This window comes from Bordetella bronchialis, assembly GCF_001676705.1.
Taxonomy (GTDB): domain Bacteria; phylum Pseudomonadota; class Gammaproteobacteria; order Burkholderiales; family Burkholderiaceae_B; genus Bordetella_C; species Bordetella_C bronchialis.
On record NZ_CP016170.1, the window covers coordinates 3,392,160 to 3,410,321 of the forward strand.

Annotated in this window: 18 protein-coding genes; 4 read left to right on the forward strand and 14 right to left on the reverse strand. The window is 67.3% G+C overall.

What is annotated here, in order from left to right:
* Positions 1 to 9: 9 nt before the first annotated feature.
* The 4 genes from BAU06_RS14980 to BAU06_RS14995 form a co-directional block, all read right to left on the reverse strand.
* Positions 10 to 1,014 carry a tripartite tricarboxylate transporter substrate binding protein gene (locus BAU06_RS14980; protein ID WP_066350711.1) on the reverse strand — a complete coding sequence of 335 codons (1,005 nt, stop codon included), beginning with the start codon at positions 1,012 to 1,014 and terminating at the stop codon, positions 10 to 12.
* Between the two features lie 61 nt (positions 1,015 to 1,075).
* Complete coding sequence (locus BAU06_RS14985) at positions 1,076 to 2,530, reverse strand: aldehyde dehydrogenase family protein (RefSeq protein ID WP_066350715.1); 1,455 nt, start codon at positions 2,528 to 2,530, stop codon at positions 1,076 to 1,078.
* A gap of 16 nt (positions 2,531 to 2,546) precedes the next feature.
* Positions 2,547 to 3,533, reverse strand: a complete 987-nt coding sequence (locus BAU06_RS14990) for a Bug family tripartite tricarboxylate transporter substrate binding protein (RefSeq protein ID WP_066350719.1) — start codon at positions 3,531 to 3,533, stop codon at positions 2,547 to 2,549.
* 37 nt (positions 3,534 to 3,570) lie between these two features.
* Entirely contained in the window at positions 3,571 to 4,755 is a 1,185-nt protein-coding gene (locus BAU06_RS14995) for a mandelate racemase/muconate lactonizing enzyme family protein (RefSeq protein WP_066350723.1), read from the reverse strand.
* 136 nt (positions 4,756 to 4,891) lie between these two features.
* On the opposite strand from BAU06_RS14995, the gene BAU06_RS15000 reads away from it, so the two are divergent.
* The gene (locus BAU06_RS15000; RefSeq protein WP_066350728.1) at positions 4,892 to 5,788 is read left to right on the forward strand and encodes a LysR family transcriptional regulator; all 897 of its coding nucleotides are present in this window, start codon (positions 4,892 to 4,894) and stop codon (positions 5,786 to 5,788) included.
* A gap of 18 nt (positions 5,789 to 5,806) precedes the next feature.
* On the opposite strand, the gene BAU06_RS15005 is transcribed toward BAU06_RS15000, so the two are convergent.
* Positions 5,807 to 6,538: a pseudouridine synthase gene (locus tag BAU06_RS15005; RefSeq protein ID WP_066359105.1), complete on the reverse strand. Its 732-nt coding sequence runs from the start codon at positions 6,536 to 6,538 to the stop codon at positions 5,807 to 5,809.
* 107 nt (positions 6,539 to 6,645) lie between these two features.
* Between BAU06_RS15005 and BAU06_RS15010 the strand changes: the two genes are divergently transcribed.
* Entirely contained in the window at positions 6,646 to 7,317 is a 672-nt protein-coding gene (locus tag BAU06_RS15010; RefSeq protein ID WP_066350735.1) for a chorismate--pyruvate lyase family protein, read from the forward strand.
* A gap of 13 nt (positions 7,318 to 7,330) precedes the next feature.
* Here BAU06_RS15010 and BAU06_RS15015 read toward each other — a convergent pair whose 3' ends face one another.
* The 3 genes from BAU06_RS15015 to BAU06_RS15025 form a co-directional block, all read right to left on the reverse strand.
* Positions 7,331 to 7,795, reverse strand: coding sequence for a hypothetical protein (locus BAU06_RS15015; RefSeq protein WP_066350742.1), 465 nt, complete (start codon positions 7,793 to 7,795; stop codon positions 7,331 to 7,333).
* Between the two features lie 159 nt (positions 7,796 to 7,954).
* Positions 7,955 to 8,494, reverse strand: coding sequence for a YaeQ family protein (locus tag BAU06_RS15020; RefSeq protein WP_066350749.1), 540 nt, complete (start codon positions 8,492 to 8,494; stop codon positions 7,955 to 7,957).
* 28 nt (positions 8,495 to 8,522) lie between these two features.
* Positions 8,523 to 8,954 carry a winged helix-turn-helix transcriptional regulator gene (locus tag BAU06_RS15025; RefSeq protein WP_415834891.1) on the reverse strand — a complete coding sequence of 144 codons (432 nt, stop codon included), beginning with the start codon at positions 8,952 to 8,954 and terminating at the stop codon, positions 8,523 to 8,525.
* 94 nt (positions 8,955 to 9,048) lie between these two features.
* Between BAU06_RS15025 and BAU06_RS15030 the strand changes: the two genes are divergently transcribed.
* A complete protein-coding gene (locus tag BAU06_RS15030; protein ID WP_066350756.1) occupies positions 9,049 to 9,669 on the forward strand; it encodes an FMN-dependent NADH-azoreductase in 621 nt (206 codons plus the stop codon).
* Positions 9,670 to 9,709: 40 nt separating this feature from the next.
* On the opposite strand, the gene BAU06_RS15035 is transcribed toward BAU06_RS15030, so the two are convergent.
* The 5 genes from BAU06_RS15035 to BAU06_RS15055 all read right to left on the reverse strand — a co-directional run bounded on the left by BAU06_RS15035 (position 9,710) and on the right by BAU06_RS15055 (position 16,672).
* Positions 9,710 to 11,584, reverse strand: a complete 1,875-nt coding sequence (locus tag BAU06_RS15035; RefSeq protein WP_156770399.1) for a dipeptide ABC transporter ATP-binding protein — start codon at positions 11,582 to 11,584, stop codon at positions 9,710 to 9,712.
* Positions 11,585 to 11,598: 14 nt separating this feature from the next.
* Positions 11,599 to 12,468 carry an ABC transporter permease gene (locus tag BAU06_RS15040; protein ID WP_066350770.1) on the reverse strand — a complete coding sequence of 290 codons (870 nt, stop codon included), beginning with the start codon at positions 12,466 to 12,468 and terminating at the stop codon, positions 11,599 to 11,601.
* Positions 12,465 to 13,409: an ABC transporter permease gene (locus BAU06_RS15045; protein WP_066350772.1), complete on the reverse strand. Its 945-nt coding sequence runs from the start codon at positions 13,407 to 13,409 to the stop codon at positions 12,465 to 12,467. Before BAU06_RS15045 ends, BAU06_RS15040 begins: the two co-directional genes overlap by 4 nt.
* Before the next feature lie 83 nt (positions 13,410 to 13,492).
* Positions 13,493 to 15,004: an ABC transporter substrate-binding protein gene (locus BAU06_RS15050; protein ID WP_066350779.1), complete on the reverse strand. Its 1,512-nt coding sequence runs from the start codon at positions 15,002 to 15,004 to the stop codon at positions 13,493 to 13,495.
* Between the two features lie 39 nt (positions 15,005 to 15,043).
* Positions 15,044 to 16,672 carry a gamma-glutamyltransferase family protein gene (locus BAU06_RS15055; RefSeq protein ID WP_066350782.1) on the reverse strand — a complete coding sequence of 543 codons (1,629 nt, stop codon included), beginning with the start codon at positions 16,670 to 16,672 and terminating at the stop codon, positions 15,044 to 15,046.
* A gap of 227 nt (positions 16,673 to 16,899) precedes the next feature.
* Between BAU06_RS15055 and BAU06_RS15060 the strand changes: the two genes are divergently transcribed.
* Positions 16,900 to 17,814, forward strand: a complete 915-nt coding sequence (locus BAU06_RS15060) for a LysR family transcriptional regulator (RefSeq protein ID WP_066350787.1) — start codon at positions 16,900 to 16,902, stop codon at positions 17,812 to 17,814.
* Here BAU06_RS15060 and BAU06_RS15065 read toward each other — a convergent pair.
* The gene (locus BAU06_RS15065) at positions 17,811 to 18,101 is read right to left on the reverse strand and encodes a 4a-hydroxytetrahydrobiopterin dehydratase (protein WP_066350797.1); all 291 of its coding nucleotides are present in this window, start codon (positions 18,099 to 18,101) and stop codon (positions 17,811 to 17,813) included. The genes BAU06_RS15060 and BAU06_RS15065 overlap by 4 nt on opposite strands.
* Positions 18,102 to 18,162: the final 61 nt, after the last annotated feature.

The window sequence follows — 18,162 nt, forward strand, 5'->3', positions numbered from 1 at the left end:
GAGATGCGCTCACTCGGCCCGGATGCCGGCCTTCTTGATCACCGGCGCCCATTTGGCGTCCTGCGCCTGGAAGAACTTCTCGAAATCCGCCGTGGAACCGCCCAATACCTGTACGCCTTGCGCGGCGAAGACGGACTTCACGTCCTCGTCCTGCAGGGCCTTGTTCAACTGGGCGTTCAGCTTCTCGACGATGGCCGTGGGCGTTCCGCGCGGCACCGCCAGGCCGTACCAGACCGCGACCTCGAAGCCGGGGTAGCCTTGCTCGGCCACCGTCGGGATGTCCGGTACCGAGGGCAGCCGCTTGGCCGTGGTAATGCCGAGCGAGCGCATCTTGCCCGCCTTGATTTGCGGCAAGGCATTGGGCAGGTTGTCGAACATGACGTCGACCTGGCCACCCAGCAAGGCGGTGACCATGGGCGCGCTGCCCTTGTACGGAATCTGGTTCATGTCCGTGCCGGTCACGTTCTTGAAGTACTCCATCGCCAGGTGCAGCGAGGTACCGTTGCCGGCCGACGCGTAGTTCATCTTGCCGGGGCTCGCCTTGGCCCGGGCCACCAGGTCGGGCAGCGACTTGATGGGCGATTCCGCGCGCACCAGCAGCACGTTGGGCGTCTGCCCCGCCAGCAGTACCGGCACGAAGTCGCGCTGCGTGTCGTAGGGCAGCTTGGGGTAGATGTACTGGTTCACCACCAGCGGGAATCCCACCACGACCAGCGTATAGCCGTCCGGGGCCGCGCGGGCGCCCGCTTCGGTGCCGACCACCGTGCCGGCGCCGGGCCGGTTTTCCACGATGACGGGCTGGTGCCAGGCCTCGGTCAGTTTCTTGCCCAGCACCCGCGCCATGGTGTCGTTGAAGCCGCCTGGCGTATACGGCACGATGATGCGCATGGCATTGTCCGGATAGGTGCCCGCGCCATCGGCGGCGGGCGCCGCCGCCGCCGTGGCGGTCGCCGCGGCCATGCACGCCGTGGCAAGTAAGGCGCCGCAGCGGCGCGCGATATTCTGGTATTGCATTCGTCCCTCCTTGTTATGGCTGTTCATCGGGATGCCCGATGTTTCCTTTTTCCGCCCGTACTCAGGCGACCCCCACCTGCTGGTAGATGTGCTTGATTTCCTGGAAATCGATCAGGGCGTCGTAGCCGTGCAGCCGTCCCAGGCCGCTGCGGCGGTAGCCGCCGGTCTCGGCCTCCGCGAACAGCTTGTTGTGGTCGTTGATCCATACCGTGCCGTTCTTCAGGGCGCGCGCCACGCGCATGGCGCGGGCGCCGTCGCGCGTCCAAACGCTGGCCGACAGGCCGTATTCGGAATGATTGGCGCGCGCGATCGCCTCGGCCTCGTCCTCGAAGCGTTCGATCACGACCAGCGGTCCGAAGATTTCTTCCTGGATGAAGAAGGCATGCGTATCCCGATGCGCGACCAGCGTGGGGCTGAGAAAAGCGCCGTTTGCCAGCGCGCCGCCCAGCCGCTCGCCGCGCAGCAGGACTTCGTCCGCCGCATCCACGGCCTGCGCGATGCGCGCGCCCACGCTGTCGGCGGCGGCCGCGTCGATCAGCGGCCCCATGCTGGCGCCTTCGGACAGGCCGGGCCCGACGCGCTGGGCGCGCAGCGCCTCGGCCAGCGCGTGCTTCATGGCGTCGTAGTGCCGCGCGTGCACCAGCACACGGCGCGCGGCCGTGCATTGCTGGCCGCTGATGATGGTCGCGGCCGCGGCCAGTGCCGGCGCGGCGGCGGCGACGTCGGCGTCCTCGAACACCAGGCAGGCCGATTTGCCGCCGAGTTCCAGCGACAGTTTTTTCATCGTGGGCGCCGCCGCGGCCATGATGCGCTGGCCGACGGCGTTCGATCCGGTAAAGCTGATGACGTCCACGTCGGGCGATTCCACCAGCCGCGACGCCACCTCGTGGCCCGTCTCGCTGACCAGGTTCACCACGCCGGGCGGCAAGCCAGGCGTTTCATGCAAGGCGGCGACCAGGGCCGCGCTTACCAGCGCCGTCTGCGGCGCGGGCTTGATGACGGCCGTGCAGCCCGCCGCGAGCGCTGGCGCCAGCGAGCGGATCAGCAGCACCGCCGGCGCATTCCACGGGACGATGATGCCCGCCACGCCGGCCGGCTCCTTCAGCAGTGTCGAGAACGCGCCGGGCTCCACCTCGAACACATGGCCGGGCATATAGCGCGACAGGCCGGCGTAGTAGCGGATCTCGGAAACCGCCGCGGCGATCTCGCCGCGCGACTGCCCCAGCACCTTGCCGTTTTCCAGCGTCAACAGCCGCGCCAGCGCGTCGGCGCGCGCTTCCACGGCGTCGGCCCAGCGCAGCATGGCCATCTGCCGCAGGCGCGGATCGCGGGCCCACGAAGGCCCGTCGAAGGCGCGCCGCGCGGCGGCGATCGCCGCGTCGGCGTCCGCGCGCGAGGACGCGGCATAGCGCCCGAGCACGCCGCCGTCCGCGGGATTGCGGCTGTCGCCCCACTGTCCGTCGTGCGCGGCGCGCCATTGCCCGTCGATCAGATTGCTTGCCTGCGTGTGTTCCATGATGCGTTCCGGCGCCTTATTCGACCGTGATATGGCCGTCGCGCACGACCTTTTTCCACAAGGCCACCTGCGTGGCGATGAAGCGGCGGAAGTCCTCCGGCGTGCCGCCGTCGGGCACCACGCCCTGCTGGGCGAAGGCTTCCTTGATGTCCGGCATGGCCAGCACCTCGTTCAGGTCGCGGTTCAACTTGTCGACGATGGCGGGCGGCGTGCCGGCCGGCACCACGAAGCCGTGCCAGGACTCGACCTCATAGCCCGGCAGCCCGGCCTCGGCCGCCGTCGGCAGTTCGGGCATCAGCGGCGAGCGCGCCGCGCTGGCCACCGCCAGCGCCCGCACCTTGCCGGACTTCAGGAATGGCAGCGCATTGGGCAGCAGGTCCACGGCCAGGTCCACCTGCGCGCCGGCCAGGTCCGTTAGCATGGGCGTGCTGCCCTTGTAGGGCACTTGCGTCATGCGGGTGCCCGACATGCTTTCGAACAGGGCCATGGCCAGATGGTTGGACGAGCCCGGCCCGGACGAGCCGTAGTTCAGTCCCCCGGGACGCGCCTTGGCGGCGGCCAGCACGTCTTTCAGCGTATGCAGCGGACTGCCCGCATGCGTCACCAGCATCATGGGCGAGCGGCCCGCGAGCACCACCGGCGTGAAGGCCTTCTCGGTGTCGTACGGCAGCTTGTAAAGCGAGGGATTCGAGGCAAAGGGAAACTGCACCACCAGCAGCGTGTAGCCGTCGGGCGCCGACATCGCCACCGACTGGGTGCCGATCACCGTGCCGCCGCCGGGCTTGTTCTCCACGATCACCGGCTGTTTGTATTTCGGCGCCAGTTTGGCGGCCACCAGCCTGCCCAGCGTGTCGTTGAACCCGCCCACCGGATACGGCACGACGATGCGCACCGCCTTGGCGGGATAAGTGTCTTCCTGTGCCTGGACAGTGCCCATGGCCAGGGCCAAGCCCGCGCCAAGGACGGCCGCGGTCAACGCAAGTCTGCGCCGGGATGCATACATGCCTGGTCTCCTCTCTTTTTTTGATCCAACCGACGCGTCAGGCGTAGGCCGGCCCCTCGATGGGCGGATGGGCGGCCAGGAAGTCCTCGTCCACCTCGACGCCGATGCCCGGCCCTTGCGGTGGCGCGACGCAACCGTCCTCGCCGATGGTGAAAGGCGTGCTCACGAGCGCATCGCGGAACAGATTGCCGCGCGACACATCGGCCTCGAAGTAGCCGCCCTGGTCGATGGCGGCCAGCACATGCAGCGTGGCCGCCATATTGATGCCCGTCATCGAAGAGTGGGGATGCACGGGCAGCTTGTAGGCCGAGCCCAGCGCGGCGATGCGCAAGGTCTCTGTGATCCCGCCGGTCTTAGAAAGATCCGGCTGCAGGATGTCCACGACGCGGTCGTCCACCAGGCGGCTGAACTCGAAGCGCGTGTAGTGGTTCTCGCCGGCGGCGAAGGCGATGCGCCCATAGGCGCGCGCGCTTTCATAATTTCGGTAGTCGTGCGCGGGAAACGGCTCCTCCAGCCAGCCCACGCCCAACGCATCGAGCGCCGGGATGGCCTGGCGCGCGTCGCCCAGCGTATAGGCCGCGTTGGCATCGGCCAGGATGACGAGATCGTCGCCAAAGGCGTCGCGCACGGCTTGCACGCGCGCCAGGTCTCGCGCGACGGAGTCGCCAAGGCGCAACTTCACGGCCTTATAGCCCGCGCCGACATGAGCGGCCGCTTCTTCCACCAGCGAGGCCGGTTCCTGCCAGCCCAGCGCCACCCCGCCGGCATAGGCCGGAATGCGCCGGCTGGCCCCGCCGAGCAGCCGGTACAAGGGCCAGCCCACCGCCTTGGCACGGATGTCCCAGAGCGCCATGTCGATGCCGCTCATGGCGATCGCGCAACCGGCGCCGATGCCGTGGCTGGCCAGTTGCGCCGCGTAGATGCGCTGCCAGATCCCATTGACGTCGGCCGCCTGCATGCCCACCACCATCGGGCGCAGGGCGTGATTGACGAAATGGGCGATGCTGGAGTGCGCGCGGCCGTGGTGCGATTCACCCCAGCCCACCAGCCCGTCCGCGGTCGTCACCTTGACGATGACGGCGTCGCGCTTGAGCGCGCGCCCCACGCCCAGCCGCACGCTGTGCGCGGGCGGAACGGGAAACGACACGGCCCAGGCCTGCACGTCGGTCACGGCCGGCGCCGTTGTATCGGTCGTCTCGTGAAGGCGCGGCTGGGGCTGCATGATTCCTGGTCTCCTCGGTCGCGGCCTCGAACGGGCCGGTCGAAGAAAGTTTAGGAACCGTGCAACATCAGGTCAATTAATATTAAATTATTGTCTCTATCAGATTTACTGATACAGCGACCAGGAGGGAGCCGGGATGGAATTCAGGCAGATCCAGTATTTCGTTTGCCTTTACGAAGAAGGCTCGGTAACGCGCGCCGCGCGCCGGCTCAACATCGTGCAGCCGGCCCTGAGCATGCAGATCGCCAAGCTGGAACAGGAAACGGGGCGCCAGCTTTTCGTGCGCAGTTCCAGCGGCATGCAGCCCACGCCGGAAGCGCGGCAGATGTACCGCATCTTCATGCCGGTGCTGGCCGATTTCGCCCGCGCCCGCGAACAGGTCATGCAGCGCGACGACGAGCTCAGCGGCCAGGTGCGCGTGGGCATGATCGCCACTATCGCCCAGGGCGTGATGGTGGATGCGCTGATGGCCTTCACGCAGATGCATCCCAAGGTGGCGCTGGCGCTGGTCGACGGCTACAGCGGCGGCTTGATCGACGCGGTCGCCGGCGGCCAGCTGGACGCGGCCGTCATCAACAAGCCGCGCCGCCCCCTGGCGCTGGCCACCGAGCCCATCGCGGAAGAAAGCCTGGTGCTGGTCTGCGGCAACCACCACGCCGAGCTGCCGCCGGAAGTGCCCTTGCGCCAGATGGCCAGGCTCAAGCTCGTGCTGCCCACGCGCCAGCACGGGCTGCGCGGCATCCTCGAAAGTTTCGCGCAGGCCGAAGACGTGGACCTGGCCCCGGCGGTGGAGATCGATTCCATCAGCGCCATCCTGAAGCTGGTGCACGGCAGCGATTTCGCGTCCGTGCTGCCGCAGGTCGCCGTGCGCAGCGAGATATCGCTGGGCCGCGTGCGCAGCCACGCCATCGTGCGGCCCCGGTTGACGCGGCAGGTGGTCTGCGTCACGCATCCCCGCAGGACGCCCGGCGCGGCGGCATCCGCCTTCCTGCGCGTCCTGCTGCGCCACGTGCAGGACATGTCGGTCGCCTGAGGACGCGCCGGGCGGGCGCTAGAAGCGCTCGCCCTCGCGCAGGTAGCGCCATTGGCCCACGGGAAGGTCGCCCAGCATGACGCGGCCGATGCGAACCCGCTTCAAGCCCACGACCTTCAGCCCGACCAGCTCGCACATGCGGCGGATCTGCCGCTTCTTGCCTTCCTTCAGGATAAAGCGCAGCTGGTCGTCGTTCTGCCACGCCACCTTGGCGGGACGCAAGGGCTTGCCGTCCAGCGACAGGCCGTGGTTGAGCAAGGCCAGGCCCTGCTCGCCCAGACGGCCCTGCACGCGCACCAGGTATTCCTTTTCGATGCCGGAGTCCTCGCCGATGAGCTGTTTGGCGATGCGGCCGTCCTGTGTCAGGACGAGCAATCCGGTGGAATCGATATCCAGCCGCCCGGCCACGGCAAGGCCGCGCAAATGGCTGCGATCGAAACGCAGGGGAGAACGGTCGCCCGCCGCGCGCGATCGCGCGTCGATCAGGGCCGCCGCCGGCCGGTAGCCGTCTTCCGCCTGGCCGGAGACGTAGCCGATGGGCTTGTGGATCAGGATGGTGACGCGCTCGCGCTGGCGGGCTTGCGCCGCGCGTTCCAGCGTGATGGTCTGGCTGGGATAGGCCTTGGCGCCGAGTTCGGAAACGACTTCGCCATCCACGCGCACCCAGCCGCGCTCGATATAGCTGTCGGCCTCGCGCCGCGAACACAGGCCGCGTTCCGACATGAGCTTGGAGATGCGTACTTTTTCCATGGAAAGCGTGGCGAAAGCCGTCATTCTAGCGGCTTGCGTGTGCGGACGCCGGGCGGATGCGGCGGCGGCGCATCGGGCGCGAAGCGCTTGCGGGATAATACGGCACCATGAGAATCTTCCATCCCCGCAGCGCCGGCTGGATGCCGGTACCCCCGCCCTCCTGCACCCGAACCCAGAAATTCTGGCTCCTGCGCCCCGGCGCCCTGACGGCCGGCCTGCGCCAATTGGGCGGTTTCAGCCTGCGCGTGCTGGCCGAATACGCGCAGGCCGCCCCTGCCGAGGAAGCCCAGGCCATGCGGCTGGTCCCCGGCACGCTCGTGTGGGTGCGTGAAGTCCTGATGTCCATCGACGGCGTGCAGGGCGTGGTCGCGCGCAGCCTTACGCCCCTGCCGGCCTCGCGCGCCACCTGGCAGGGCATGCGGCGGCTGCGCTCTCGGCCCCTGGCCGACATGCTGTATCACGACCGCACCGTGCAGCGCTCCGCCTTCGAATGCCGGCGGCTGGCGCCGGGCGTGCCTTTCCATGCGACGGCGCTGGCCGTCACGGGCGCGCGCGGATCGGGCGCGCAAGCGGACGATGGCAAGGTGGTGGATATCCGCCGCGCGCTGGACGCGCGCCCGGCCATGGCCCTTCCCCTGATGGTTTCGGGCGAGGGCAGCCGGGACGCGCGCATCCTGGCCCGCCGCTCCGTGTTCTGGCGCCACGGCCAGCCCCTGCTCGTCGCGGAGGGCTTCCTGGCCTCGTTCTGGGAAAAGGCGGGAGACCGGCGGCCCCGCTAGCGTCCGCCAAAGCTCAGACGCTGGCGGCCTCTTCCTTGCCCGGCACGGCCTGCTTTTGCGCCTCCGCGTTTTCCTTCAGGCGCTGGGCCACCTGGGCAGCGACTTTCGCCTGTTCGTCCGGCGACATGGACTCGTACTGTTCCTGGCTGATGCCCATGCTGGCCAGCATCATGTAGAACATGCGCTTGCCCAGCGGCATGGACAGATACTCCGACAGCTGCTGCGCCGCGGGCGACTTGGCGCCGGGGCTGCCCGCTGGCGCGCCATGCGCGGCGGCCCATTGGTCCGGGTCCGCCAGGCTGCGCCGGGCGGCGTCCGGGCTGGAAGCCGCCGCATTGGAAGCGGCCCCGGTGCCGGCCGCCTGCCTGAAGATCTTGTCGAAGGCTCCATCCACCGCGCCGGTATCCGCGCCGTTGTTCTGCCGGGTGGCCGGCAAGCCGCCGACATAGGCGATGCCCTGCAATCCGAAACCGCTCATTTCCCTCTCCTTGCATGGAAAGCAAGTCCGGGGTACGCGATCGCGGCGCGGCCCTCCGGCGCTGATGCTCATCTATGCCCAGGATGATAGACGCGCCCGGGATGGCGCCAGCCGGCGGAATAGCGGGATGAATGGCACGCAATTCCCGCCGTCACCCATTCATTCCCGCCAGATCTCCGGCACGATGGCGACGCTGCCGCCCTCGGCGGTGATGTAGGCCTCGCCGTCCTGCACGTTAACGTCCAGCGACATGGTGCGTTCCGCCAGGGCGCCCAGCGCCTGCGTGTCCTGCGCGGGCAGATTGATCACCTTCAGGTTGCGGGCCCGCGCCACGCGGTCGCGCACGCCGTCCCACCAGATGCGGCTGGCATGGCCGCCGTAGCAGTAGATCAGGACCTGGCCGGCGCGGCCGCAGGCCTTCAGGATGCGGCGCTCGTCCGGCTGGCCGACTTCCACCCACAGGTCGATGGCGCCGGTCAGGTCCTTGCGCCATACGTCGGGCTCGTCGGTCTCGCTCAGGCCCTTGGTGAAGGCCAGTGCCTCGTCCGCGTTCAAGGCGTACGCCAGGATGCGCACCATCATGCGCTCGTCGGTTTCCGACGGATGGCGCGCCACGGTGATGGCGTGGCTGCCGTAGTAGCGGCGGTCGTTGTCCGCCACGTTCAAATCCGCCTTGTAGATGGTCGCGCGCAATGCCATGGTCTATGTGCAAATGTCGAATACGGTGTTATTGGATGCGGTGTATGCGGGATGCATAAGGCGTAGCGGGCGCCTCGGATTCCTGGCCGCCGGCGCCGCGCTGGTCGAAATCGCTGCGCGCCGCCTCGATCTCGTGCAGGTGGTCTTCCGTCCAGTGGCCCAGCGCCCGCACCCGCGCGAACAGGGACCGGCCCAGTTCGGTGAGCTGGTATTCCACCCGCGGCGGCACCTCGGCATAGACGGTGCGCTTGACCAGGCCGTCGCGTTCCAGGTTGCGCAGCGTCAGGGTCAGCATGCGCTGGGAAATGCCCTCTGCCCCGCGCTTGAGTTCGCTGAAGCGGCGCGGGCCCTGGTGCAGCAGCATCACGACGGTCATGGACCAGCGCTCGCCGATGCGCGAGAAGACGGTGGACACCTTCTCGCACGTGCCGGGATCGTGATTGGCGGGGGTATCGGTCACTTGCGTGTACCTCGGTATAAAAAAAGTGCCTTCTTGCCGGCCGGGGCCTGCGCGTCCAACATGCCGCCACACCAACCCTGGAATGTTCCGCATTATGAAGCTACTGCATATCGACGCCAGTATCACCGGCGAACAATCGGCCAGCCGCGGCTTGTCCGCCGCCATCGTACAGCGGCTGCGCGATACGATACCCGAGCTGGATATCGTTTACCGCGACCTGGACGCCGCTCCCCTGCCCCATCTCTCCCTGGCGAATCTGCCAGCCAGCCATCCGATCGCCGCCTCCCTGGCCGGGGCCCTCGGAGCCCAGGCCCGCCTTGCGATGGACGACAGCCAGGCGGTGCTGGATGAATTCCTGGCCGCGGACATCGTGGTAATCGGCGCGCCCATGTACAACTTCACCATCCCCAGCCAGTTGAAGGCATGGGTGGATCGCATCCTGGTGCCCGGCCAGACTTTTTCCTACGGCGCGAACGGGGTCCAGGGGCTGGCGGGCGGCAAACGCGCGATCCTGGCGGTATCGCGCGGCGGCATGTACGGGCCGGGGTCGCCCGCGGCGGCCGCCGAACATGGGGAATCCTATCTGCGCGCGGCGCTTGGCTTTATCGGCATCGCCGAGCCCCAGGTCGTGGTCGCCGAGGGCCTGCAGATGGGCGCCGACCGCAGGGCGCAGGCCATGGAAGAAGCGCTGCGGCAGGCCCAGGCCCTGGCCTGAGCGGTACGCCGCCCCGGCTGACGCCTGCTCCCGCCAGCCGCTATGCCATCGCCGGGTACGCCCCCACCGCGTGGCGCGCGACGAAATGCCCCGCCGACACTTCCACCAGCGGCGCGACCACGGGCTCGTCGCCCACCTTGCGCACCGGGCTGGGAATCTCGTCCACCAGCAATGACCGCTGCCGATGCCGGCGCTGCGGGTCGGCGATGGGCACGGCGGCCATCAGCTTCTTGGTGTAAGGATGCTGCGGGTTCTCGAAGATCGCGCGGCGCGGGCCGATTTCGACGATCTGCCCCAGGTACATCACCGCGACCCGATGGCTGACACGCTCGACCACCGCCATATCGTGGGAGATGAAAAGGAAGGCCACGCCCAGCTCGCGCTGCAGGTCCAGCAGCAGGTTGACGATCTGCGCCTGGATGGACACGTCCAACGCCGACACCGACTCATCCGCGATGACCACCTTGGGATTCAGCGCCAGGGCGCGCGCGATGCACACGCGCTGGCGCTGGCCGCCGGAAAACTCGTGCGGATAGCGCCCTATCATCTCCGGCACCAGGCCGCACTTGTCCATCAGCCAGCGCACCCGTTCCTGCGCCTTCGCGCCCTTGGCCACGCCGTGGATCAGCAGGGGCTCCATGATGGAATCGCCCACCGTCATGCGCGGGTCCAGCGAGCCGAAGGGATCCTGGAAGATGAACTGGATGTGCCGGCGCAGCGTCTGCATGGCCGCGCCGCGCAGCGCGCCGATATTGCGTCCGTCGAACTCGATGGTGCCGCCCTGGCTGTGCACCAATTGCAGCAGGGAGCGACCCGTGGTGGTCTTGCCGCAGCCCGACTCGCCGACCAGCGACAGCGTCTCGCCGGGATAGAGATCGAAACTGACCTTTTCCACCGCGTGCACGCGGCGCTGCACACGCCCCAGGATGCCGCCCGCGATGTCGTAACGCGTGATCAGGTCGCGCACTTTGAGCACCGGACCGTTGTCGCGGCGCACGGTGCTTTCCACCACGCGGCGCTCCGGCCCGGGCTGGGCCTGGCCCTGCTGCACTTCGCTCATGGTCAGCAGCGGGAACGGCGCCGGCTCGTCGGTGCCCTGCATGGCGCCCAGGCGCGGCACCGCCGACAGCAGCGCGCGGGTGTAGGCATGGCGGGGATCGGCGAAGACCTCGTCCGAGCCGCCCTCCTCGACCTTGTCGCCGCGGTACATGACCAGCACGCGGTCGGCGACTTCCGCCACCACGCCCATATCGTGCGTGATGAAGATCACGCCCATGTTCATCTCTTCCTGCAGCTGGCGGATCAGTTGCAGGATCTGCGCCTGGATGGTCACGTCCAGTGCCGTGGTCGGTTCGTCGGCGATCAGCAGCTGCGGCTTGCAGGACAGCGCCATGGCGATCATCACGCGCTGGCGCATGCCGCCGGACAACTGGTGCGGATAGCGATCCAGCACGGATTTCGCTTCCGGGATGCGCACCCGCTCCAGCATGCGCAAGGTCTCGGCGCGCGCGGCGGCGGCATCCAGCCCCTGGTGCAGGCGCAGGGCCTCGGCGATCTGCACCCCTGCCGTGAAGCTGGGGTTCAGCGACGTCATCGGCTCCTGGAAGATCATGGCGACGTCCGCGCCGCGCACGCGCTGCAGCGTGTTCTCGTCGGCCGCCGTCATGTCCAGCATTTCGCCGTTGCGGCGGCGCAGGCGTATCGAGCCGTTGACGATGCGGCCGCCGCCGTACTCCACCAGCCGCATCAGCGCCAGGGATGTCACGGACTTGCCGGAGCCGGATTCGCCGACGATGGCCAGGGTTTCGCCGCGGTCCACGTGGAAGGACACATTGCGCACGGCCTCGACGGTGCGGTCGTGCGTCTGGAAGCGCACGGTCAGGTCGTTGACTTCAACGACGCGGTTGGTTTCCATCGGTCCCATTGCGCTTACTTCTCCTGGCGCGGATCGAGGGCGTCGCGCAGACCGTCGCCCAGCAGGTTGAAACCGAGCACCGCCAGGAAAATGGCGGAGCCCGGAAAAATCGACATCCAGGGTGCCTGGGTCATGAAGTTCTTGGCCGTATTCAGCATCGAGCCCCAGGACGGGTTGGGCGGCTGCAGGCCCAGGCCCAGGAAGGACAGGCTGGCCTCGGCGATGATGGCCGTGGCGATGGTGATGGTGGCCTGCACGATCAGCGGCGGCATGATGTTGGGCAGGATGTGCCGCACGATGATGCGGGTATCCGATGCGCCCAGGGCCCGCGCGCTGGCGACGTAGTCCTCGTTCTTGACCGCCAGCACCTGGCCGCGGGCCAGCCGTACGAACTTGGGCGCGGCCGACACGCCGATGGCGATCATGGCGTTGATCAGGCTGGGCCCCAGGAAGGCCGCCAGGGCGATCGCCAGGATCAGGAAGGGAATCGCCAGCAGCGCTTCCGTCACCCGGGAAATCGCGCTGTCGATCCAGCCGCCGAAATAGCCGGAGAGCAGGCCGAAAGGCACGCCGACGATCATGGCGATGATCACCGACGCCAGGCCGGCCATCAACGAGGCCCGCGCGCCGAACAGCATGCGGGTGTAGATGTCCCGTCCCAATTCGTCGGTGCCCAGCCAGAAGCGGGCGGAAGGCGCCTTGCGGATGGCGGTGAAGCTGGTCTGGAAAGGATCGTGGTTGGCCAGCAGCGGCGCGAAGATGGCCACGACGACAAAGAACAGCACGATGGCCGCGCCTATCATCGCGATGCGGTTGCGGCGGAACTTGGCCCAGGCCCGATTGGTGCGTCGGGGCATCGCGCCGCTGGAAATCACTGCGCTCATGAATGCCTCAGTCGGGGATTGACAACGATGTAGAGAATATCGGCCAGCAGGTTCATCACGATGAAGCCCACCGCCACGCACAACACCACGCCCTGCACCACCGCGTAATCGCGGTTGAACACGGCGTCCACCACCAGCTTGCCGAAGCCCGGGATGGTGAACACCTGCTCGGTCAGCACCGCGCCGGCCAGCAGTTCGCCGAACAGCAGCGTGACCAGGGTCACGATGGGCATCAGGGCATTGCGCAAGGCATGGCGCAGCACGACCGTGCGCGGCGACACACCCTTGGCGCGCGCGGTGCGCACGTAGTCGGCGCCCAGCGCCTCGAGCATGGCGGAGCGCGTATGGCGCATCAGGTAGGCCGCCAGCGAGGTGGACAGTACGATGGCCGGCATGATCATGGTCTTCATGGACAGCCAGAAATTCTCCGACGGCGACACATAGCCGGAGGCCGGCAGCCACCGCAGCTGCACGGAGACGATCATGATCAGGATGATGCCCAGCCAGAAGTTGGGTATCGACATCCCGGAAAGCGCCGCCACGTTGGCGCCGTATTCCAGCAGCTTGCCCTTGCGCACCGCCGCCAGGATGCCCGTGGGTATCCCCACTAGCAGGGCGATGATCATCGCCATGGCCGCCAGCTGCAGGGTGACCGGCAGCTTCTGCGCGATCAGCGAGGTCACCGGCACATCGGTGCGCAGCGATTTGCCCAGGTCGCCGGTGGCAACCTGCCTGACCCAGGCCACGTATTGCACGGGCAAGGGATCGTCCAGGTGGTATTTTTCGCGCAGGTAATCCAGCACGGCGGGATCGCGCTCTTCGCCGGCCAGGGTCAATACCGGGTCGCCCGGCAGCACTTTCTGCAGCAGGAAGACGATCATCGACACCAGGATAAGGGTCGGGATCGCCACGAGCACGCGGCGTAGGATGAGTTTGAACATGAATAAAACAGGAAAACCGCGAAAACACAAAGAGCGAAGCGCCGGGGCCGGTGCCCCGCGCGCCCCGCCCGGCCGGATGCGCCTTAGTTCGAGAAGCTTACGTTCTTCAGGCGGATCATTCCGTCAGGATACGGCAGGAAACCCTTGACCTTCTTCTGCATCGCGAAGGGCCACGGCTGGAAATACAGGAAGGCATCGGGCATCTCTTTCTGGATGATGGCCTCGGCCTGCTCGTACAGCGCCTTGCGCTTGGCTTCGTCGGGCACCTTGCGCGCTTCGTTCAGGAGTTCGTCAACCTTGGGGTTGCAGTACTGGCCGTCGTTCAGCGCGCCCTTGCAGGTAATGAAGGGATAGACGTTGCCGTCCGGATCCGGCCGGCCCGACCAGCCGCGCAGCGCCACCTCGAAATTGCCGGCGCGCATCTGCGTAAGCAAGGCCGCGTAGTCCGTGGGACGCAGGCTCAGCTCGATGCCGGCCTCGCGCGCCATGGCCTGCATCATTTCGGCGATGGCCGCGGTCGTGGTGTTGTTGCCGAACGCCAGTTCCGCCTTGACCTCCGTCACGCCGGCCTGCTTCAGCAGCGCCTTGGCCTTGGCCACGTCGCGCTTGGGCACCGGGAACTTGTCGCTGTGATAGGGGCTGGCCGGCGGGAAGGCCTGGTTCGCGGGCTCGTAGATGCCGCCGCCGATCACCTCGTTGATGGCGTCGCGGTCGATGGACAGGCTCAGCGCCTCGCGCACGCGCTGATCGCGGAAGGGATTGGTCTTGGCGCGATCGCCGTTGTTCTGGTTGAACACGATTTCCTGGAAGCCCAGGCCCGCCACGGACGAGAAATGCAGATTGGCGTCTTTCTTGACGTCCGGCGCATCCGAGGGATTCAGGCGTTCCAGGATGTCCAGCCCGCCCGAACGCAGGTTCTGCAGGCGCACCGTCGTGTCCGGGATGGGCAGGAAGGTGATCTTGCTGAAGTGGTAGCTCTTGGCGTCGTAGTACTGGTCGAATTTCTCCAGCACGATGCGGTCGTTCTGCACCCGTTCGACGAACTTGTAGGGCCCGGAGCAGACGGGCTTGCGGCCCACCGCGTTGGTGTCCTTGTCGTTGAAGATGGCGGGCGACAGCATCATCCCGGCGCGATCGGTCAGCTGGTACAGCAGCGTGGCGTCGGGTTGCTTCAGCTTGAGCACCAGCGTCTGGGCATCGGGCGCCTGCACGTCCTGCACCGAGGCCAGTTCGCCCTTGCGGAAGCTGTCGGGCAGCGTGCGCGCGCGGTCCAGGTTGGCCTTGGCCGCGGCGGCGTCGAACTTGGTGCCGTCATGGAACAGCGCGTCGGCCCGCAGCTTCATGGTCAGTTCGGTGTTGTCGGCGTTCCAGGACCAGGACGTGGCCAGTTGCGGCACAACGTGCAGCTTGGGATCGATGTCCACCAGCTTGTCGCACAGCGACGTGAAAACGATGCGGCCCACATAGGTGCGGGCGCGCGCCGGATCCAGCACGTCCGGGTCTTCCTGCAGGCCGATGCGCAGCTCTTGCGCGACGGCGGACCCGGCGGCCAGCGCCAGCAGCACGGTGCCCATGGCGGTACCCAGTTTCTTCATTGCATTCCCCTTATTGGTTGGGCTTGTACGCATTTGGAATCAGAAGCCGACCGCCTGCCCGTCGCGGCGGCTGTCGCTGGCCGCCACGTAGCCGAGTTCGTTGTCGTCCTCGGACATGCGCCAGATGAACTGGCCGGAACCGAAGTCCATATAAGGATCGTTGACGCTCTTGAGCGTGTGGCCCAGCGTCTTGAGCCCTTCCACCGTGCTGGCCGGCATGGTGGACTCCAGGTCCACGGTGAAGTCGCGATTGACCTTCCAGCGCGGCGCGTCGCAGGCGGCCTGCGGGTTCTGATGATAGTCCAGCATGCGCACGACGGTCTGCAGGTGGCCCTGCGGCTGCATATCGCCGCCCATCACGCCGAAACTCATGACGGGCTTGCCGCCACGGGTCAGGAAACCCGGGATGATCGTGTGGAAGGGACGATAGCCGCCCTTGACCACATTGGCCGCCTTGGGATCCATGGAGAAGCCCACGCCGCGGTTCTGCAGGCTGATGCCGGTACCCGGCACGACGATGCCCGAGCCGAAGCCCATGTAGTTGGACATGATGAAGGAAATCATCATGCCGCTTTCGTCGGCCGCCGACAGATAGATGGTGCCGCCGGCATGGGGACGCCCGGCCGCGAAAGCGGTGGCCTTGTCCATGCTGATGAGCTTGGCGCGCGACGCCAGGTAGGCGTCGTCCAGCATCTGCTCCGGGGTGACTTCCATGCTGCGCGGGTCGGCCACGTATTTGTACAGGTCGGCGAATGCCAGCTTCATCGCTTCGATCTGCAGGTGCTGCGAGCGCACCGAATCCAGCGGCAGGCCGGCGACGTCGAATTTTTCCAGGATGCCCAGCGCCATCAGGGCGGCGATGCCCTGCCCGTTGGGCGGAATCTCATGGACCTCATAGCCGCGGTAGGCGCGCGAGATGGGCTTGACCCAGTCAGGCTTGTAATTGCGCAGATCGTCCAGCGTCATGGCGCCGCCGCATTCCTTGCTGAAGGCGGCGATTTTCTCGGCGATCTCGCCTTCGTAATAGTCCCGGCCCTTGCTGGCCGCGATGCGGCGCAGCGTCCAGGCCGCTTCCGGGATGCGGAAGTGCTCGCCCACCTTGGGGGCGCGGCCGTTGGGCATGAAGGCCTGGGCAAAGCCGGGCTGGTCCTGCAGCTCCGGTACCGCGGCGCTCCATTTGCGGCCCACGATGGGCGGCACGGCGTAGCCGCGTTCGGCGATCTCGATCGCCGGGTCGAACAGTTGCTCGAACGGCAGCTTGCCGAATTTTTCATGCAGGGCGGCCCAACCGGCCACCGCGCCGGGCACCGTGACGCTGTCCCAGCCCCGCTTGGGTTGCTTGGCCAGGCCGTCCGCGCCGGTACCGTACTTCTTCTTGAAATACTCGACGCTCCAGGCGGCCGGCGCCACGCCGGAGGAATTCAGGCCCTGCAGCTGCTTGCCGTCCCAGACGATGGCAAAGCAATCGCTGCCCAGGCCGCAGGAAACCGGCTCGGTCAGGGTGATGGTCGCGGCCGCGGCGATGGCGGCGTCCACGGCGCTGCCGCCCTTGAGCAGCATGCGCAGGCCCGCCTGGGCGGCCAGCGGATGGGACGTGGAAACGAAATTGCGCGCGAACTGGGGAGCGCGGATGGTCGGGTACGGGTTTTCCCAGTTGAAGGTCTTCATGGTGTCGGTCGCACTCTATTTGGGTCGGGCGGGGGCCAAACCGAGCAAGGTACACGCGTGGTTTAATTAGATCAATTTGAATTTTTTTCGCGTCACAAAAGAATCTTTTATATAAGCCCGCGCCGCCCCTGGATAGCGGAAACGCCGGTCCGGTGTCTCAGGGCATTCCCCTAGCCGCTCCCCGGCGGCGGCGCCTTTTCGCGGCCTGGTCCGGCATTCCCCTTCCCATGAGCACCATCCGTTTCCTGCGCACCTTCATGGCCGTCGCCCGCTACGGCTCGTTTTCCGAAGCCGCCGAACGCGTCGCCCTGACCCAGGCGGCCGTCAGCTTCCAGATGCGCGCCCTGGAAGAGGAGCTCGGCCGCGAGCTGTTCGACCGCAGCGGGCGGCTGGCCTTGCTGAACGCCGCCGGCCGGGAGCTGCTGCCGGAGGTCAAGCACCTGCTGGACCTGTACGACCGCATACGGCTGCCGCAAAGGCCGGGGCCCGGCGAGCTGGCCGGCTCGGTGGCCTTCGGCGCCATCGTCTCATGCATGGGCGCCTTGTCCAAGGTCGTTTCCCAGCTCAAGCGCCGGCATGACGGCCTGGACGTGCGGCTGTTCACCGGCAAGTCGGGTGAACTGGCCAGCAAGGTCGAAAGCGGCGAACTGGACGCCGCGCTGGTGGTGGAATCCGGCCGGCGCATGGCCAGCATGCGCTGGACGCCGCTGCACGAGGAACCCCTGGTCGTGCTGGCCGCGCCCACGGCCCCCGGCCGCACCGTACGGGAAGTCCTGGAACAGAATCCCTTCCTGCGCTTCGACCGCACCCAGCGCACCGGCCTGCAGATCGACCGCGTATTGCGGCGCATGAACGTGCACGTACACGAATTCCTGGAGCTCAATGCCATAGAAACCGTGGTGGAACTCGTGCGCCAGGAAGTCGGCGTCAGCCTGCTGCCGCAGCTGATGTGGGCGCAATGGCGCACCGCCGCGGATCTGCGCGTGCTCGACCTGCCGGAGGATATCGGCGCGGCCGGCAGCGGCCCGATCGTGCGCGCCGTGGGGATGATCGAACGGCGCGAACATGCGCGCCAGGCGTTGACCGCTTCGATCTTCAAGGAGTACGCCGCGCTGTACGAGACGCGCGAAACGCCGCGCTAGGCGCCCACGACCAGGTCCATGAAGCGCGCCATCTGCACGTCCAGGGAGGTCACCCCGCCGGCATCGTGCGTGGACAGCGTGACCTCGACGCGGTTGTAGATGTTGGACCATTCGGGATGGTGGTCCATTTTTTCCGCCATCAGCGCCACGCGCGCCATGAAGGCGAAGGCCGCGCTGAAATCGCCGAACACAAAGGTCTTGGCGATGGCGTCGCGGTCGGCGACGGCGGTCCATCCCGACAATTCGCGCACGGCGCGATCGGCGCCTATCCTGTCCAGGTCACGCATGGCGGTACTCCATAAGAATGGATGCCAGGGCAGCCGCTCCCGCCACGCCGGGGCGCGGCGC

Coding starts and splice junctions, on each gene's coding strand:
- BAU06_RS14980 (WP_066350711.1), bottom strand. CDS start 1,014: ATGCAATACCAGAATATCGCGCGCCGCTGCGGCGCCTTACTTGCCACG.
- BAU06_RS14985 (WP_066350715.1), bottom strand. CDS start 2,530: ATGGAACACACGCAGGCAAGCAATCTGATCGACGGGCAATGGCGCGCC.
- BAU06_RS14990 (WP_066350719.1), bottom strand. CDS start 3,533: ATGTATGCATCCCGGCGCAGACTTGCGTTGACCGCGGCCGTCCTTGGC.
- BAU06_RS14995 (WP_066350723.1), bottom strand. CDS start 4,755: ATGCAGCCCCAGCCGCGCCTTCACGAGACGACCGATACAACGGCGCCG.
- BAU06_RS15000 (WP_066350728.1), top strand. CDS start 4,892: ATGGAATTCAGGCAGATCCAGTATTTCGTTTGCCTTTACGAAGAAGGC.
- BAU06_RS15005 (WP_066359105.1), bottom strand. CDS start 6,538: ATGGAAAAAGTACGCATCTCCAAGCTCATGTCGGAACGCGGCCTGTGT.
- BAU06_RS15010 (WP_066350735.1), top strand. CDS start 6,646: ATGAGAATCTTCCATCCCCGCAGCGCCGGCTGGATGCCGGTACCCCCG.
- BAU06_RS15015 (WP_066350742.1), bottom strand. CDS start 7,795: ATGAGCGGTTTCGGATTGCAGGGCATCGCCTATGTCGGCGGCTTGCCG.
- BAU06_RS15020 (WP_066350749.1), bottom strand. CDS start 8,494: ATGGCATTGCGCGCGACCATCTACAAGGCGGATTTGAACGTGGCGGAC.
- BAU06_RS15030 (WP_066350756.1), top strand. CDS start 9,049: ATGAAGCTACTGCATATCGACGCCAGTATCACCGGCGAACAATCGGCC.
- BAU06_RS15035 (WP_156770399.1), bottom strand. CDS start 11,584: ATGGAAACCAACCGCGTCGTTGAAGTCAACGACCTGACCGTGCGCTTC.
- BAU06_RS15040 (WP_066350770.1), bottom strand. CDS start 12,468: ATGAGCGCAGTGATTTCCAGCGGCGCGATGCCCCGACGCACCAATCGG.
- BAU06_RS15045 (WP_066350772.1), bottom strand. CDS start 13,409: ATGTTCAAACTCATCCTACGCCGCGTGCTCGTGGCGATCCCGACCCTT.
- BAU06_RS15050 (WP_066350779.1), bottom strand. CDS start 15,004: ATGAAGAAACTGGGTACCGCCATGGGCACCGTGCTGCTGGCGCTGGCC.
- BAU06_RS15055 (WP_066350782.1), bottom strand. CDS start 16,672: ATGAAGACCTTCAACTGGGAAAACCCGTACCCGACCATCCGCGCTCCC.
- BAU06_RS15060 (WP_066350787.1), top strand. CDS start 16,900: ATGAGCACCATCCGTTTCCTGCGCACCTTCATGGCCGTCGCCCGCTAC.
- BAU06_RS15065 (WP_066350797.1), bottom strand. CDS start 18,101: ATGCGTGACCTGGACAGGATAGGCGCCGATCGCGCCGTGCGCGAATTG.